This window comes from Paenarthrobacter nitroguajacolicus, assembly GCF_051027655.1.
GTDB classification, from domain to species: Bacteria; Actinomycetota; Actinomycetes; order Actinomycetales; family Micrococcaceae; genus Arthrobacter; species Arthrobacter nitroguajacolicus.
The window spans coordinates 4,321,641-4,335,717 of sequence record NZ_CP073234.1 but is presented as its reverse complement, the minus strand read 5'-3'; the positions used below and the strand labels follow the sequence as shown (position 1 = coordinate 4,335,717).

The window sequence follows — 14,077 nt, the reverse complement described above, 5'->3', positions numbered from 1 at the left end:
TGTTGAAGATCACATGGTCGTCAACAGGTCTGCGGTAACTCATCCAGCAGACTGAAGTACGACGACGGGAGAGAGCAATGAGCGCTGCATTGGAAGCACTGGAATCAGCTCCGCAGGGAACATCCCTGGCGGAGAACGCCTACCTGCTGCTGCGCGACAGGCTCATCATGCTGGACGTCAAACCCGGCGACCCCATCAACGACGGCCAAATCGCCGCCGAACTGGGGATCGGGCGCACTCCAGTCCGGGAAGCCATCAAGCGACTTGAAAGCGACCACCTGGTGGTCTCCTATCCGAGGCGCGGCACGTTCGCCACCGGCGTGGACATTACCCAGCTCGCCGAAGTCTCCGAGATCCGCGAACTCCTGGAGCCCCTCGCCTCCCGGAAAGCTGCCCGCATGGCAAGTCCCGCCATGCGTTCGGAGCTCCGCGCCGTCGCTGCTGCAATCCGTGATCTTGAAGGCCAGGACAATTCCTCCCAGGAACTCATGCGGTACGACATCCAAGTGCACCGGCTCATCTACAAAGCCTCCGCCAATGCCCACCTCGAAGACGTCCTCATTCGCTATGACAACCTGGCCACCCGAATCTGGTGCCACATGCTTGAGAAAATGCCCTCCGTTTCCGGCCACATCTCCGAGCATGCCGACCTCCTCACTGCCATAGCCGACGGCGACGAAGACCGCGCCGCTGAGCTCGCCCTGCACCACGTAGTCAGCTTCGAAGAGACGATCCGCAAGGTCCTCTAAGGCCGCTTGCCCGTCCGTCGTTCGACGGCCGGGTCATCCTGTGGCGTGCGCCTCCGGGGGTGGGGTCATCCTGTGGCGTGCGCCTCCGGGGGTGGGGTCATCCTCTGCGCGCTCGCTCGTTCCTCGCTTAGACGCGCGCTGCCGGATAACCCCACCCCTCCCGACCCTCTCTCACTTCCCGCGGGTTTGGGCGGGTCGCTCTCTCATGTCCCGCGGGTTTGAGCCCAACCCTTCTCCCCTTTTTGGTGCTTTGGGGTGCTGCCGCAATCGCCCGTGGGCCCATTTGGGCTGTGGCGTCGATGCTGCCGTTGCCCACCGACGGCGAACTTTCTTCAAAGAGTGAGAGAGCGTTCGAGTGAAGGGGTGGGGACGCGAGAGAGCGTCGAGGGGGGGTTGAGATGCTTTGAATGCAACTTAAATGCAACGAGTGCAACAGCCGCATCGCGCATCCAAATGTCCAGTCCTGCATTATCAACCTCAAAAATCTCTACATCCAACCCTTGACCGTGGCGTCGCTCACACATACTCTGGTGCAACAGCGTTGCGTTGAATGCAACCCCAATGATTTTGGTGGACACATGAGCAATGAATCCTCTGTGGCAGCCGAGCAAGGTATTTCACCCGCCTCCGGCTCAAACCACACCCTCAGCCCCAACAACACAGTCAGCAAAGACACTCGAAGGCGAGTGGTCACCGCCAGCTTCATCGGCAACTTTGTTGAGTGGTTCGACTACGCCGTTTACGGCTACCTGGCCGGCATCATCTCAACTGTCTTCTTCCCGGAGTCAGACCGGCAGACAGCCCTCCTGGCAACCTTCGGCGTCTTCGCCATCAGCTTCTTCGTGCGGCCCCTTGGTGGTTTCATCTGGGGCCATATTGGCGATCGACTCGGCCGAAAGCAGGCGCTCTCGCTCTCGATCGTGTTGATGTCAGTGGCCACGTTCTGCATCGCACTGATACCGGGCTACGCCACCATCGGTGTAATGGCGCCGATTCTGCTCCTGCTCGTAAGAGTTGTCCAAGGATTCTCCGCGGCCGGCGAGTACGCAGGGGCGTCCGCCTTCCTGGTGGAATATGCGCCGGCGAATCGCCGCGGACTGTATGCCGCCGTCGTGCCTGCCAGTACCGCAGCGGGACTGCTGCTGGGATCCTTGCTTGCCGCCCTGCTGACGTCAGTACTTACCGCGGAGCAGCTCAACGAGTGGGGCTGGCGGTTGCCGTTCCTGCTCGCAGCGCCCATGGGCCTGATCGGACGGTACATCCGGACCAAACTGGAGGACACTCCGGCGTTCCGTGAACTGGCCGAGAAGGACGACGGCGTCAAGGCTCCCGCGTTGGCCATGTTCAAGACGTACCGGAAGCAACTCGTTATCGCCACGGGCGCGGTGCTGCTCAACGCGGTGGGCTTCTACGTGATCCTCAGCTATATGCCCACGTATTTGTCGGAGGAGCTGGGCTTCGGCGCCACGGAGTCGTTCCTCGCCACCACCATTGCCCTGGCCAGCTACATCGGCTTCATCTTTCTGACGGGCATCGCCTCGGACAAGTTCGGCCGCAAGCGCATGCTGATCACCGCGTCGGTCCTGTTCATCCTGCTCACGGTGCCAGCGTTCATGCTCCTGGACACCCGCAACTTCCTGGTGATCGTGTTGGTTCAGATCCTTCTGGGCGGCATGCTCACGCTCAACGACGGCACCCTGCCCAGTTTCCTGGCCGAACTCTTCCCCACGAAGGTCCGGTACACGGGCTTCGCCGTCAGCTTCAACCTCTCCAACGCCTTGTTCGGCGGCACCGCGCCGTTCATGGCCACCCTCCTGATCGGCATGACCGCCAGCAAGCTGGCACCCGGCTGGTACCTCGTGGCCGCCGCCATAGTTTCCCTCATCGCAGTCCTGTTCGCCACGGAGACTTCCAAGAAGCCCCTGCTGCAGGACTAGTTCAACCCACCCATTGAAAGGAACCACCATGACCATCACCCAGAACGAGGCCGTCATTGATGTCGCCAAGCTTGAGCGCACCAAGGTCCTCAACAACGGCGAAAAGGTTTCGCTGACCTTCTCCGACGCGGAGTTTGAGCGCCGCCTCAGCGGCCTCCGCAGCATCATGGCCGAGAAGGACCTCGACGCCGTCATCCTCACCAGCTACCACTCCATCAAGTACTACTCGGACTTCCTCTTCACCTACTTCGGCCGCTCCTACGGCATGGTGGTCACCGCGGAAGACACCGTCACCATTACGGCGAATATCGACGCCGGTATGCCTTGGCGCCGCAGCTACGGCGACAACCTGGTGTACACGGACTGGCGCCGGGACAACTACATCCACGCCATCCAGGAAGTGCTGCGTACTCGCGGTATCAACCCGCGCCGCATCGGCGTCGAAGATGACTCGCTGCCGCTGGACAACCGCAACAAGATCCAGGCAGCCTTCTCAGGAGCCACGCTGGTGGACGTCGCGCAGGCTGCGATGCGTCAGCGCATGATCAAGTCTGACGAGGAAATTGCGGTCATCAAGCATGGTGCCCGCATTGGTGACCTCGGCGGCGAGGCCATCCGCAACGCCATCACAGCCGGGATCACCGAGTATGAGGTTGCCTTGATCGGCACTGAAGCAATGGTCCACGAGATCGCCCGAACGTTCCCGGACTCTGAAATCCGTGACACGTGGGTTTGGTTCCAGTCCGGCATCAACACTGACGGCGCCCACAACTGGGCCACCACGCGCAAGATTCAGGAACACGACATCCTGTCCCTGAATTGCTTCCCCATGACCAGTGGCTACTACACCGCCCTGGAGCGCACCCTGTTTTACGGCGAACCGGATGCCCGCTCCCTGGAGCTGTGGAACATCAATGTGGAGGTCCACAAGCGCGGGCTGGAACTCATCAAGCCCGGCGCGGTCTGCAAAGACATCGCCGCCGAGCTGAACGAGATCTACGTCAGCCACGGACTGCTGGCCAACCGCACCTTCGGCTACGGCCACTCGTTCGGCGTGCTGAGCCACTACTACGGACGCGAAGCGGGCCTGGAACTGCGCGAGGACATCGACACCGTTCTGGAGCCGGGCATGGTGGTATCCATGGAACCGATGATCACGGTCCTGGACGGCCAGCCGGGCGCCGGCGGCTACCGCGAGCACGACATCCTGGTGGTTGGAGCTGACGGGGCAGAGAACATCACCAAGTTCCCGTTCGGCCCCGAGTACAACATCATCGGAGCCTAGTGACCCGGCCGGTGGGCACAGCGTGGTGTCCACCGGCCGGTGCGCCTGCCCAAGCGAAATATAGTGAACCCATGACTCCCTCGGAATCCAACGACGCTCCAGATAACAGCAACGGCAGTGGCGACAGCAAAAGTACCTCCGTCATCGTCAACGCCATCGCCGTGTTGAGGAGCTTCAGCGCCGACGAGCCGCTCCTGGGAGTCACCGAAATCGCGGGCCGCGTTGGCCTGCACAAGAGCACGGTCTCCCGAATCCTCGCGACGCTGGAACAGGAAAACCTTGTAGAGCGCGACGTCGATTCGCGCAGGTTCCGCTTGGGGCTGGGAATGATCGCCATGGCGGGTCCACTCCTGGCGGAACTCGAAGAACGCCGCGTCGCCTACCCCGTGCTGCGCGAACTCACTGAGCGCACAGGGGAGACGAGTGCGCTCATGGTGTGGAACGGTAACGAATCCATGTGCGTGGAACAGATTCCCAGCCGGCATCAGGTCAAACACCTCGCTCCGTTGGGGGCGCGATACAACGAGGCCCTCAGTTCGTCGGTGCAGGTGTTCCTTGGCGCGGAGAACGAAGATCGGGTGCGTCAACTGTTGCGCAGCGGCTCGATTACCCTCCCTGGTCTGGACGAGGACGCAATTGAGGGGTACTTCGAGCGGATCGGGGAGTCCTTGAAGCGCGGCTGGGCAGTGAACTTCGGGGAGACCTCTATTGAAGAAGTGGGTGTGGCCTCGCCCGTTTATGACCACCGTGGCGACATTGTGGCGTCCGTCCTGATCCCCGCGCCGAAATTCCGCGTTTCGCAGGACACCCTGGACAGCCTCGGTGAAGCCTGTGCCGCAGCTGCGGCCAAAGTAACCACGCGCCTGGGTGGCCGCGCCCCGATGTAGCCGGGCAGCCCGTCGTCGAGCCCTCGAAACCCTCCGCCGAGATGGCAGCAGATGACCATCACGAGCGCGAACATTGTCATTAAATGGCATCTCGGCGGGACCAAAACGGCGGCCGTTCCCGCATGGGGACAGCCGCCGTCGTTGATTTACAAGCCGTGCGGAAGGTCTACATCTTCCGTCGTGCTGTGGTTGTTTCGTCCATGGCATCCCTGCCCAGCCAGGCGCCCAGCCCGATCATGGCAATGCCGAGGATCAGGTGCAGCCAGTTGTCAGCCGTATTGAACGGGACGAAGTTGGCAGCTGTTTCCTGGTTGATGACCAGGCCATAGATCCAAAGAACGATGTACACGGCGCCGCCGCCCAGGAGGAACAGGCGAGCCATGCGTGCATTCCTTGCCATGGCCAAGCCGGCCACGCCAAACAGCAGGTGAACGATGTTGTGGAGTATGGACACTTGGAAGATTCCAAGCAGCATGGCGCCGGATTCATGTCCCGCAAAGGTCATGGCGCCGAAATTGGTGGTGATTCCCGGGATGAAGCCCAGGATGCCTACCAGCAGAAATACAATGCCAACGCCCATGGCGGTGTTGCGAAGCGTCAACCCCATCATGTGGTGGTGTTCGGCGGGGTGCGAAGCGGTGGTCATCAAGTCCTCCCTTTCACGCTGTTACCCGGCTCTTCTCATGGAGAGCCGACCTGCGGCAAGGGGTGTGGCAAAACCTTGCCGACGCCGCCATAATACTCCTGAAATGCCTCCGATAGCAGTGGATGGGCCCAGTTCAGCGGCGGTTAGCATGGATTTATGAGCCAAGCTCCCAACGGACGTGTGCACACGATCTTCCATGACACCCGCGATCTCACGCCTTTCCGCGAGGGGTACGTCCGCACGCCGGTGCGTGGCCTGGCCGACGGCGTCAATGACGTGCTTTCCGGGGTCCTCAGCGGCCGCGACCACGCGAGGTTGTCCGTGGTGGGGAACGTCCCTAGGCTCAGGATGCTGTCCTCCAAGACGGCGAAGGCCATGCATGAGGCCGTGTTCACTTCCACGGAGCCCGACCGGCTCCTTGCTTTCGGCCGCACATATCCGGGCTGGGCCGGCTTATGCCACGTCATGGCGGGGCTGCTCACCTACAAGCATGGCGGATTCCTGAGGGCTTCCGAACTGTTGCAGCGCGGTTTAACAACAAGGATCGACGACGACGCCAGCCAGTTCTCGGCTACGTACCTTGGGCAGGTGGTCACGAAAGTCGAGGTAGCCGAACGCATCGAAGTTCCGGTCCTGTTCAGTGAGGAAGCCGTGTTTCTGGCGTTGTCCCATTGTCTCCGGGAAATGGGGATGATCGAGGCGGCCTTGGAAGCGGTGGTGACTTTGCCGCCGTCGTTGCCTTCTGCATTGGCGCGTTGCACGGCGGCGTATTCCCTGGAGCGCCACCGCGACGTGGTGCTGTGGACCGAAGGTTTGCTGAACACGGATGACCTGTCGGCCGCGCTGTTGTTGATGCGGGCGCGGTCGCAGCGGGCAAGGGGCGACTTCGAATCGGCCCAGGTTGCCTTGAAGGAAGTCCTCCGGCGTCGGAAAACCAACCTGGCCTTGAAGAATGATGCCTTGACCGACAGGGCGTTGCTCGCGCTTGACCAAGGCCGCCGCACCCTCACTCCGCGCTCCAAGCGGCCAGCCCCGCCCGCCGAGCTTGAGACCTTGGAAGTCATCCGCAAGGACGCTGAGATGCGGCGTCTCTGGGAGAACGACTTCAGGCAGCTGGGCGGCGAATAAAAACCCTTGTGCCGTACTTGGGAGAGGCGTATTCTCTTAATCAACCAATCAGTTGATCAACGATTCAGTTGACTAGCTTTGGTTGAAGAAAGGGTTGAAGCGGAGATGGAACAAGATGCCCTGGGGTCGGAGTCCCTGGACAGGGCCTTCATGGCGTTGGCAGATCCGGTGAGGCGGGCCATGGTAGCCCGGCTGTCGCGGGGAGATGCCACTGTCAATGAGCTGGCCGAACCCTTCGCCATCACCAAACAGGCAGTTTCGAAACACATTCAAGTCCTGGAGCATGCCGGTTTGGTCACCCGTTCCCGCGACGCCCAGCGCCGGCCGGTTCATTTGGATGCAGCAGCCTTGGAGCGACTGACGGCTTGGATTGACCAGTACAGACTGATCGCCGAGTCACGCTTCCGCCAGTTGGACGAGTTGCTGGGTGTCGGCATCTCCCACCATGAACAAGAGAACACGCCAGCAAAGAAGAAAGAGGAACTCAAATGAGCAATCCAACAACAATCACCGCTGATAGTGGCGTCCCGTTCGTTGATACAGTCCGCGAATTCGATGCCCCGGTCAGTGCAGTTTTCAAAGCCCACGTTGATCCGGACCTCTTGGCTAAATGGCTGGGCCCGCGCAGCACGGTCACGAAGATTACCGAATACAACGCCACCACCGGCGGAAGCTGGCGGTACGAAAGCGGCGACGATAGCGGGATGTACGGATTCCGCGGCGTGTTCCACACGGTCGAGGCCGACGCGTTGATCATCCAGACAATCGAGTTCGAAGGAGCGCCGAACCAGGTGGTCATCAGCACCACCATGTTCGAGGAAATCGACGGCAGGACCAGGATGTCGGCGCACGAGGTCTACCCCTCGGTTGAAGCACGCGACATGGCCCTGGCTACAGGGATGGACTACGGCGTGATCGAAGGATACGAGCGGCTGGACGAACTGCTCGCCGCCTAGCCGCTTATCGCTTAGCTGCTTGCAGCCTGGAACTGCGGCAGAAGCGACAGAAGTTGCTCTGACAGCAGCACTGTCCCAAGTCCGATCATGATGACTCCGCTGACCAGGGTCACTACCCGGGCGGCGCCGGGCCGGGAGGCCAGCAGCTTCCTGGAAGTCAATGCGACGGCGGTGTAAACCAGCCCGGCGAGGATTACGAACGTCAGGCCCAGCAAGCCCGACTGGACCGGAACAGGCAGTGCTGCCTCGGGGCTGACGAACTGCGGCACCAGCGCCACGAAGAAGAGCAGGCCCTTGGGGTTGATGCCGCTGGTGCCCATGCCCTGAAGGAAGGTGCGGAGCTGGTTTCCGGACTGCACGACGCCGCCTTCCGCACTAAAGCTGGCACCTCGCCACGTGCGGAGGGTAGCGATGCCGAGCCAGAGCAGGTAGGCGGCCCCCGCGATGGTCAGCCATCCCAATAGTCCTGGAACTCCAGCCAAGAGGGCGGCCAGTCCTGCAGCCATCAGCAAAGTGTGGATGACGTAGCCACTGCATAAGCCGGCGACGGCAGGGACGAAGCTGCGCTGACGGAGGCCCGCCGAAATCGAGTACGCCCAGTCGACGCCCGGTGTGCACGCCAAGCTGACGGCGACGAGCATGAAGGCGAGGAACAGCTGCGGATTCAAGTTTTCTCTCCCAGGCTAGGTGGTAGGAAAACTCTAGGGAAAGTAGGCCCATAAGTGTTCCCATTTTTAGCCCGGACGGAGCGGTTTTCGGTAAGATACTTGCGTGATCGACGGGATTGATAGAACTATTGTGCGCCACCTCAAAGAGGACGGCCGGATGACTGCCACAGCCCTTGCTTCCAAGGTGGGTTTGACCGTGGCTCCATGTCATCGGAGGCTCCGCGATTTGGAGTCCTCAGGGGTGATCCGTGGCTACCGCGCAGACATCGATCCTGCCGCGGTGGGCCTGGGCTTTGAAGCGATAGTTTTTGTCACGCTCAAGCAGGTGGAGCGCACCATCATGGCGGAGTTCGAAGAGCGTGTGACTGCCAGCCCCAACATTGTGGAGGCTCAGCGGCTCTTCGGATCCCCTGATTACCTGCTCAAGGTCATTGCCGCGGACCTGCCAGCGTATCAGCGCTTCTACGACGACGAACTCGCGGCACTTCCCGCCGTGGAGCGCCTCACGTCAACCCTGGTGATGAAGAATCTGAAAACCAACATAGGACCGCCGGTCTGAGGAGCCCTACTCCGCCAGTAGTCCAGTGGTCCGGTAGGGAATCACTTCGCGGAGGAACATGCTGGTGGACGTGCGCACGATCCCTGGGCACAGCCGGATTTCCTCGGATACCCGGTACAGGTCGTCCGGGCTTTTGGCTACCACCCTGATGATGAGGTCGGTATCGCCGGCGGGAGCATGGCATTCGAGAACTTCGGGTATCTCCCGCAGGGCAGCAATAGCTTCGTTGAGGTGGCTTTGGTCGAGCTCGGCACTGACGGCGGCAGCCACGCCACGTCCCAAGGCCGAGGGCAAGACGCGACTGCTGTTGGGGCGGAGGGCCCCGGACGCCGTCATTCGCTCGAGGCGCGACTGAACTGTGCCCCGGGCGAGGTGAAGTTTCTGGGCCAGCACCATGATGGGCACGCGCGGATCTTCGTCCAAGGCGGCGAGGATCCGACGGTCCGTGGCGTCGAGTTCCTGCAAAGTGACCACTTCCTGTCGAGCTTTTCACTTGAGACTGGTCAGATCGATCAATCAATATGATGTCCGTTGCACCAACTGTATGCCTTCTGCTGAAATGGTGACAACGAAGCAGGTCGCGGCTACCGCCAAACCCCGCAGGCATCAGGAACCCGGAACATCACCCGGAGCCCTGCACAGGTTTCCCGCAAGGAAGCAGCCGCTGATTGACTCTTGTTCACAGCATTGTCATTCTGCACCCGTCCCTACACTGGGGCGCCACAGCAAGAGCCCCTGAGCTACCGGATCGTTGCGGTAGCTGAGGGGCTCTTGTGTTGCCTGGCGCGGTCTTAGCCTCCCCTGTCCGGCGAATAGGCTTGGATCATGACTGCTGCTGGCCGCTTCGCCCCGAGCCCCTCCGGCGAACTGCACGTAGGCAACCTGAGGACCGCGGTTCTTGCTTGGCTGTTCGCGAAGTCCACTGGCCGCGATTTCCTGCTGAGAGTTGAGGATCTGGACCGCGCCCGCTCCGGCGCTGAGGCGGAGCAGCTCCGCGATCTGCGGGCCGTCGGCGTCAGTTGGGACGCCGCCGTCGTTCGCCAGACTGAACGCGCGGCGCTGTATGACGAAGCGATTGCGCGTCTGGCGGCCGATGGCCGGACCTATGAATGCTTCTGCACGCGAAGGGAAATCCAGGAGGCCCCCTCCGCGCCGCATGCTCCGCAGGGCGCTTATCCGGGAACGTGCCGACGGCTTTCCCATGCCGAACGTGAGATCCGGCGCGCCACGCGTCCCGCCTCCGTGCGCTTACGGGCGGAGGTTTCGGAGTGGGCTGTTGAGGACCAGTTGCGCGGTAAATATGCGGGCGTCGTGGACGACTTTGTGCTTCGCCGCAACGACGGCGTGACCGCCTACAATCTCGCGGTGGTGGTTGACGACGCCCAGCAGGGAATCGACCAAGTTGTGCGCGGCGATGACCTCCTCCCATCCACGCCGCGGCAGGCCTATTTGGCGACGCTGCTGGGGTTGCCGATCCCTGAATACGCCCACGTTCCGTTGGTTGTTAATCACGACGGCGTGAGGCTGGCGAAGCGCGACGGGGCCGTCACGCTGGGCGACCTCGCCGCCGTCGGAATTCCTGCAGAACGTGTGCGTGACCTACTACTGGAGTCCCTTGGATTGCCAGCGGGAACCCTGCAGGCGGCCCTGCCGCACTTCACTCCTCGTCACGTGCCGAAGACGCCTTGGGTGTGGAAAACTCCCCGGGCCTGAACTTGCACCGCGCAGGGCAAGTGCAGCTTAGTTGAGCTGCGCTGCCGGGACTCCGGCCGCCATTCCCGCCCACAACGTGTCGGTGGTAGCGGTGACCACGTACTCCACTGAATTCCCGTCCAGCTGCCCGCCGGCGGCGAGAAGGGCCGTGCCATGAAGGCTCACAAAGCACACCATGGCCAGGGTTTCGGGGTCACCGGCGGCCAGGACGCCGGCTTGCTGTGCCTCGGCAATCATTGCCCGGGCAACGTGGATGCCTTGCACGCCGGTGCTTCGCAGCTCTTCGCTGGAATCGGGATGGTGCTTGGTGGAGTACATCACCGTCAGCAGGGCGGGGTGATCAACCGCGAAGTCCACGTAGGCCTTCCCAACACTGACGAAACGCTCCCGGAGGTCTTCGCCTGACTGGGCGGCGTCGAGGATGCGGCGGTTCATCGACTCAAAGCCGGCCAGTGCCACGGCGTCGACCAGGGCTTGCTTGTCGCGGAAGTGCTTGGCCGGCGCGCCGTGGCTGACTTTCACATCACGGGCCAGTTGCCGCAAGGAGAGCCCGTCCACGCCAGCTTCTTCGATGGTTTCCATGGCGCGGCCCAAGAGTGCTTCCCGGAGTTTGCCATGGTGGTAGGGCTGGTCAGTCATGACTACATTCTATGCCAATGTAGTCATTGACAACAAAGTAGACACTGCCTACCATGTAGACAGCGACTACATTAGTCTCCGACTCAATTGATTGGATTCCGCCATGACCATGACATACACAGGCACCACTGCACTCATCACGGGCGCCAGCTCCGGCCTGGGCGCTGAATTCGCCGGACAATTTGCTGCACGAGGCTCAAACCTTGTCCTTGTGGCCAGGCGTGCAGACCGTCTGGAGGAGTTGGCTCAGGACCTGCGCGCACGCCACCGCGTCACAGTGACCGTCCTCCCCATGGACCTCGGCCGCGCAGGAGTGGGACGCGAGCTCCTCGACGAACTGGCCGGCCGCGGAATCACCGTCGACACCTTGATCAACAACGCCGGTTTCGGCACCCACGGTCCTTTGGTCAAGGAAGACCCGGACACCATCGCATCCGAGATTTCCTTGAACGTTGCCGCCCTCGTGGACATCACGCGTGCCTTCCTTCCGGACCTGCTCGCCTCCGGGAAGGGTGCCTTGGTGAACGTAGCCAGCACTGCCGCGTTCCAACCCATCCCCGGCATGGCCGTCTACGGCGCCACCAAGGCCTTCGTCCTGAGCTTCACCGAAGCAGTTGCCCACGAAACCAAAAACACCGGACTCAACGTCCTGGCCCTTTGCCCCGGTGCGACGCGTACTGAGTTCTTTGACGTCCTCGGCGGTGAGTCCGCAGCGGTAGGCAAGATGCAGACCTCTGCACAGGTTGTGGGGACTGCCCTCAAGGCCCTCGATCGCAAGGACACTCCCGGCAGCGTCGTCTCAGGTTGGGCCAACCGTGTTGCAGCCGGGTTCGCCCAGCGTTTGCCACGGGCCATTACCGTCGCCATCGCGGCGCGCGCTGTTCAGGACTGGTAGGACCGGCGGGGCTGGTAGGACCGGCGGGGCTTTGCGATTGATGGGGCTTTGCTGCGGGTCCGGGAACAGCGGATAGCCTGAAGGTGAGGACCGATCCCCGTCGGTCCCTCTTCAAGCCGGAGGCCAGCATGACCGAACCACGCTTTACCGTAGAGACAGCCCAGGTTTTGGCCGAGGTGGCTCACAACCGGCAGAAGGACAAGCTCAAACGTCCTTATCGGGAGCACGTTCTGGCTGTGGGCGACGCGCTCGCCGACTTTGACGAGGATATCCAGATCGCAGGCTACCTTCATGACATCGCCAAGGATACGCCCATCACTCGCCAGGCCCTGCTTGAAATGGGAGTGTCCGAGCGGGCGGTAGACATCATCGAACGCGTCACCCGCCGCTTCCACGACGACCCGGATGATTACGACGCCGGCATCCGTTTCGTTGCGGAGGACCACGACGCAACGTTGGTGAAGATCGCGGACAATGCGCACAATTCACTGCCGGAGAGGGTCAAGGCACTAGCTGAAAAGTGGCCGGACAAGCCGCCGGTAACCCGATACGCCGATGCCCGACCCGTGCTCTACACGGCGGTTCCCCGCGAAGAGGTCCGGATGATCCTGGAGCGGATCAACCCGTACCTGCTTCGGGAACTGGACGAGATCGTTCCGGAGTAGCCCACTCGTTGTGGGGCCCGCTCTGCGCGCAATGGGACGGACTTGGGGTGCAAAGCGGGCCCCGCAACGCAGGGGGATGCCTTAGCCCGCGGCCGTTTCCAGCCGCCGGAGTGCCGCGGCCCGGCCCTTGTGCCCGCGTCGTTCGTCGTAGGCAATGGACAGGCCCAAAACGACCATCATTTCCAGCATGCACAGCGGGACGGATGCGCCCGCGGCCGCCATGGCAACGCTTGCAGCCAGTCCAAGGACCACAACGGCAGAGCTCCAGAGCAGGTCCCGGTCCGGGCCAAGCATGATGCTGTAAAGCGCGGTGAGCGAGACCTTGAACAGGATGATCGGGATGGCGATGGAGGCCACCGCAGCGGCCGCAGGAATGTGTGCTTCGTGGTCAATGTAGTAAGCGGCAACATGCAGTCCCGCACCGGTAGCGGCAATAGCTGCGAAGACAGGCATGTGCCCGTAGCCGAACACCCATGAACGGTGCCGTTGGACGTGCAATGCAGGGCCTGAGGGCAGGATGAAGTAGATCCACCACATGGCAAAGGCCAACCCTGTTCCACTGAGCCCAACCAAGGCGGCATCCAAGGTCCATCCGTGCAGGGCAACGATTGCCCGCAGCGTCTCGATGGCTCCAATCAGGCACTCGCCCAGGGCGATGATGGCAAGCAGGCCATATCGTTCCGCGATGTGGTGGGCATGCCAAGGAGTTCGAATCTTTCGTTCTGCAAAGTACGGCGTCGCCATCTCAAGGACGAACAATGGAGCTGCGAGGAGGAACGTGGTGAGCACGTCCGTCTCGATCACCAAGGCGATGACCCAGCCCACCTGCACGATTGCGAGGTACTTTGCGTAGCGCAGGCATGTCTCACGGCGTTCGGGATCCTGGCGGGCTGCGCGCAGCCACTGGAAAATCAGGGCCACACGCATGATGATGTAGCCAAAGAGGATGGCGACGTTGTTGACGTGATCCCCCTCCACAATCGAGTGGAACATCGGCTCAATGCCCATTGCCAGGATGAGGACGCCCACCATCTGGATCATGGTGACCACCCTGAACACCCAGTCATCGGTGTCGTAGGCGCTGGCGAACCAGGTGAAGTTGATCCAAGCCCAGATCACCGCAAACATGGCGAAGCCAAAACCCAGAAGGCCCGCCCCGAAGTGGGCCTCCGCCACCGCGTGCGCGAACTGGCTGCCGGCAACGCCGAAGGCAATGACAAAGGTCAGGTCGAAGAACAGCTCCAGCGGTGTTGCTGTGCGGTGCTTTTCATGGGGATCGCGGCCGCCCATGCGGGACAAGGCATGGCGAAGGGGATTCGAGGACATGGCAAAAAGATTACCGTTGCCCTT

16 protein-coding genes are annotated in these 14,077 nt (G+C 61.8%); 11 read left to right on the top strand and 5 right to left on the bottom strand.

The window, feature by feature from the left end; all coding sequences use genetic code 11:
• The first annotated feature begins 77 nt into the window (after positions 1-77).
• The 4 genes from KCX59_RS20420 to KCX59_RS20405 all read left to right on the top strand — a co-directional run bounded on the left by KCX59_RS20420 (position 78) and on the right by KCX59_RS20405 (position 4,858).
• The gene (locus tag KCX59_RS20420; protein WP_091463598.1) at positions 78-749 is read left to right on the top strand and encodes a GntR family transcriptional regulator; all 672 of its coding nucleotides are present in this window, start codon (positions 78-80) and stop codon (positions 747-749) included.
• A gap of 578 nt (positions 750-1,327) precedes the next feature.
• Positions 1,328-2,686, top strand: a complete 1,359-nt coding sequence (locus tag KCX59_RS20415; RefSeq protein ID WP_179016752.1) for an MFS transporter — start codon at positions 1,328-1,330, stop codon at positions 2,684-2,686.
• A gap of 28 nt (positions 2,687-2,714) precedes the next feature.
• Entirely contained in the window at positions 2,715-3,971 is a 1,257-nt protein-coding gene (locus KCX59_RS20410; RefSeq protein WP_179016751.1) for an aminopeptidase P family protein, read from the top strand.
• Positions 3,972-4,042: 71 nt separating this feature from the next.
• Entirely contained in the window at positions 4,043-4,858 is an 816-nt protein-coding gene (locus KCX59_RS20405) for an IclR family transcriptional regulator (RefSeq protein ID WP_179016750.1), read from the top strand.
• Positions 4,859-5,024: 166 nt separating this feature from the next.
• On the opposite strand, the gene KCX59_RS20400 is transcribed toward KCX59_RS20405, so the two are convergent.
• Positions 5,025-5,504 (bottom strand): DUF4383 domain-containing protein, encoded by a 480-nt coding sequence (locus tag KCX59_RS20400; RefSeq protein WP_091463589.1) that lies wholly within the window; start codon positions 5,502-5,504, stop codon positions 5,025-5,027.
• Positions 5,505-5,660: 156 nt separating this feature from the next.
• On the opposite strand from KCX59_RS20400, the gene KCX59_RS20395 reads away from it, so the two are divergent.
• The 3 genes from KCX59_RS20395 to KCX59_RS20385 all read left to right on the top strand — a co-directional run bounded on the left by KCX59_RS20395 (position 5,661) and on the right by KCX59_RS20385 (position 7,588).
• Positions 5,661-6,632, top strand: coding sequence for a hypothetical protein (locus tag KCX59_RS20395; protein WP_179016749.1), 972 nt, complete (start codon positions 5,661-5,663; stop codon positions 6,630-6,632).
• Positions 6,633-6,737: 105 nt separating this feature from the next.
• On the top strand, positions 6,738-7,124 hold the full coding sequence (locus KCX59_RS20390; protein ID WP_178993523.1) for an ArsR/SmtB family transcription factor: 387 nt from the start codon (positions 6,738-6,740) through the stop codon (positions 7,122-7,124).
• Positions 7,121-7,588, top strand: coding sequence for an SRPBCC family protein (locus KCX59_RS20385; RefSeq protein WP_178993522.1), 468 nt, complete (start codon positions 7,121-7,123; stop codon positions 7,586-7,588). Before KCX59_RS20390 ends, KCX59_RS20385 begins: the two co-directional genes overlap by 4 nt.
• A gap of 11 nt (positions 7,589-7,599) precedes the next feature.
• Here the strand turns inward: KCX59_RS20385 and KCX59_RS20380 are convergent, their stop codons facing one another.
• The gene (locus KCX59_RS20380) at positions 7,600-8,256 is read right to left on the bottom strand and encodes a LysE family translocator (protein WP_091463573.1); all 657 of its coding nucleotides are present in this window, start codon (positions 8,254-8,256) and stop codon (positions 7,600-7,602) included.
• 103 nt (positions 8,257-8,359) lie between these two features.
• Here KCX59_RS20380 and KCX59_RS20375 point away from each other — a divergent pair, with 103 nt between their 5' ends.
• Entirely contained in the window at positions 8,360-8,815 is a 456-nt protein-coding gene (locus KCX59_RS20375; protein ID WP_179016748.1) for an Lrp/AsnC family transcriptional regulator, read from the top strand.
• A 6-nt stretch (positions 8,816-8,821) separates the two neighbouring features.
• Here KCX59_RS20375 and KCX59_RS20370 read toward each other — a convergent pair whose 3' ends face one another.
• Positions 8,822-9,280: an Lrp/AsnC family transcriptional regulator gene (locus KCX59_RS20370; RefSeq protein ID WP_024818488.1), complete on the bottom strand. Its 459-nt coding sequence runs from the start codon at positions 9,278-9,280 to the stop codon at positions 8,822-8,824.
• Positions 9,281-9,640: 360 nt separating this feature from the next.
• Between KCX59_RS20370 and gluQRS the strand changes: the two genes are divergently transcribed.
• Positions 9,641-10,528: a tRNA glutamyl-Q(34) synthetase GluQRS gene (gene gluQRS / locus KCX59_RS20365; protein WP_179016747.1), complete on the top strand. Its 888-nt coding sequence runs from the start codon at positions 9,641-9,643 to the stop codon at positions 10,526-10,528.
• A gap of 27 nt (positions 10,529-10,555) precedes the next feature.
• Here gluQRS and KCX59_RS20360 read toward each other — a convergent pair whose 3' ends face one another.
• Entirely contained in the window at positions 10,556-11,167 is a 612-nt protein-coding gene (locus tag KCX59_RS20360; protein ID WP_179016746.1) for a TetR/AcrR family transcriptional regulator, read from the bottom strand.
• A gap of 103 nt (positions 11,168-11,270) precedes the next feature.
• On the opposite strand from KCX59_RS20360, the gene KCX59_RS20355 reads away from it, so the two are divergent.
• Entirely contained in the window at positions 11,271-12,062 is a 792-nt protein-coding gene (locus tag KCX59_RS20355) for an SDR family NAD(P)-dependent oxidoreductase (RefSeq protein WP_178993518.1), read from the top strand.
• Positions 12,063-12,190: 128 nt separating this feature from the next.
• Positions 12,191-12,727, top strand: coding sequence for an HD domain-containing protein (locus tag KCX59_RS20350; RefSeq protein ID WP_179016745.1), 537 nt, complete (start codon positions 12,191-12,193; stop codon positions 12,725-12,727).
• An 81-nt stretch (positions 12,728-12,808) separates the two neighbouring features.
• On the opposite strand, the gene KCX59_RS20345 is transcribed toward KCX59_RS20350, so the two are convergent.
• Positions 12,809-14,053, bottom strand: a complete 1,245-nt coding sequence (locus tag KCX59_RS20345; protein ID WP_178993517.1) for a low temperature requirement protein A — start codon at positions 14,051-14,053, stop codon at positions 12,809-12,811.
• Positions 14,054-14,077 lie beyond the last annotated feature (24 nt).

Excerpts from the sequence above, each read along its gene's own strand:
- KCX59_RS20420 (WP_091463598.1), top strand. The coding sequence starts at position 78 with ATGAGCGCTGCATTGGAAGCACTGGAATCAGCTCCGCAGGGAACATCC.
- KCX59_RS20415 (WP_179016752.1), top strand. The coding sequence starts at position 1,328 with ATGAGCAATGAATCCTCTGTGGCAGCCGAGCAAGGTATTTCACCCGCC.
- KCX59_RS20410 (WP_179016751.1), top strand. The coding sequence starts at position 2,715 with ATGACCATCACCCAGAACGAGGCCGTCATTGATGTCGCCAAGCTTGAG.
- KCX59_RS20405 (WP_179016750.1), top strand. The coding sequence starts at position 4,043 with ATGACTCCCTCGGAATCCAACGACGCTCCAGATAACAGCAACGGCAGT.
- KCX59_RS20400 (WP_091463589.1), bottom strand. The coding sequence starts at position 5,504 with ATGACCACCGCTTCGCACCCCGCCGAACACCACCACATGATGGGGTTG.
- KCX59_RS20395 (WP_179016749.1), top strand. The coding sequence starts at position 5,661 with ATGAGCCAAGCTCCCAACGGACGTGTGCACACGATCTTCCATGACACC.
- KCX59_RS20390 (WP_178993523.1), top strand. The coding sequence starts at position 6,738 with ATGGAACAAGATGCCCTGGGGTCGGAGTCCCTGGACAGGGCCTTCATG.
- KCX59_RS20385 (WP_178993522.1), top strand. The coding sequence starts at position 7,121 with ATGAGCAATCCAACAACAATCACCGCTGATAGTGGCGTCCCGTTCGTT.
- gluQRS (WP_179016747.1), top strand. The coding sequence starts at position 9,641 with ATGACTGCTGCTGGCCGCTTCGCCCCGAGCCCCTCCGGCGAACTGCAC.
- KCX59_RS20360 (WP_179016746.1), bottom strand. The coding sequence starts at position 11,167 with ATGACTGACCAGCCCTACCACCATGGCAAACTCCGGGAAGCACTCTTG.
- KCX59_RS20355 (WP_178993518.1), top strand. The coding sequence starts at position 11,271 with ATGACCATGACATACACAGGCACCACTGCACTCATCACGGGCGCCAGC.
- KCX59_RS20350 (WP_179016745.1), top strand. The coding sequence starts at position 12,191 with ATGACCGAACCACGCTTTACCGTAGAGACAGCCCAGGTTTTGGCCGAG.
- KCX59_RS20345 (WP_178993517.1), bottom strand. The coding sequence starts at position 14,053 with ATGTCCTCGAATCCCCTTCGCCATGCCTTGTCCCGCATGGGCGGCCGC.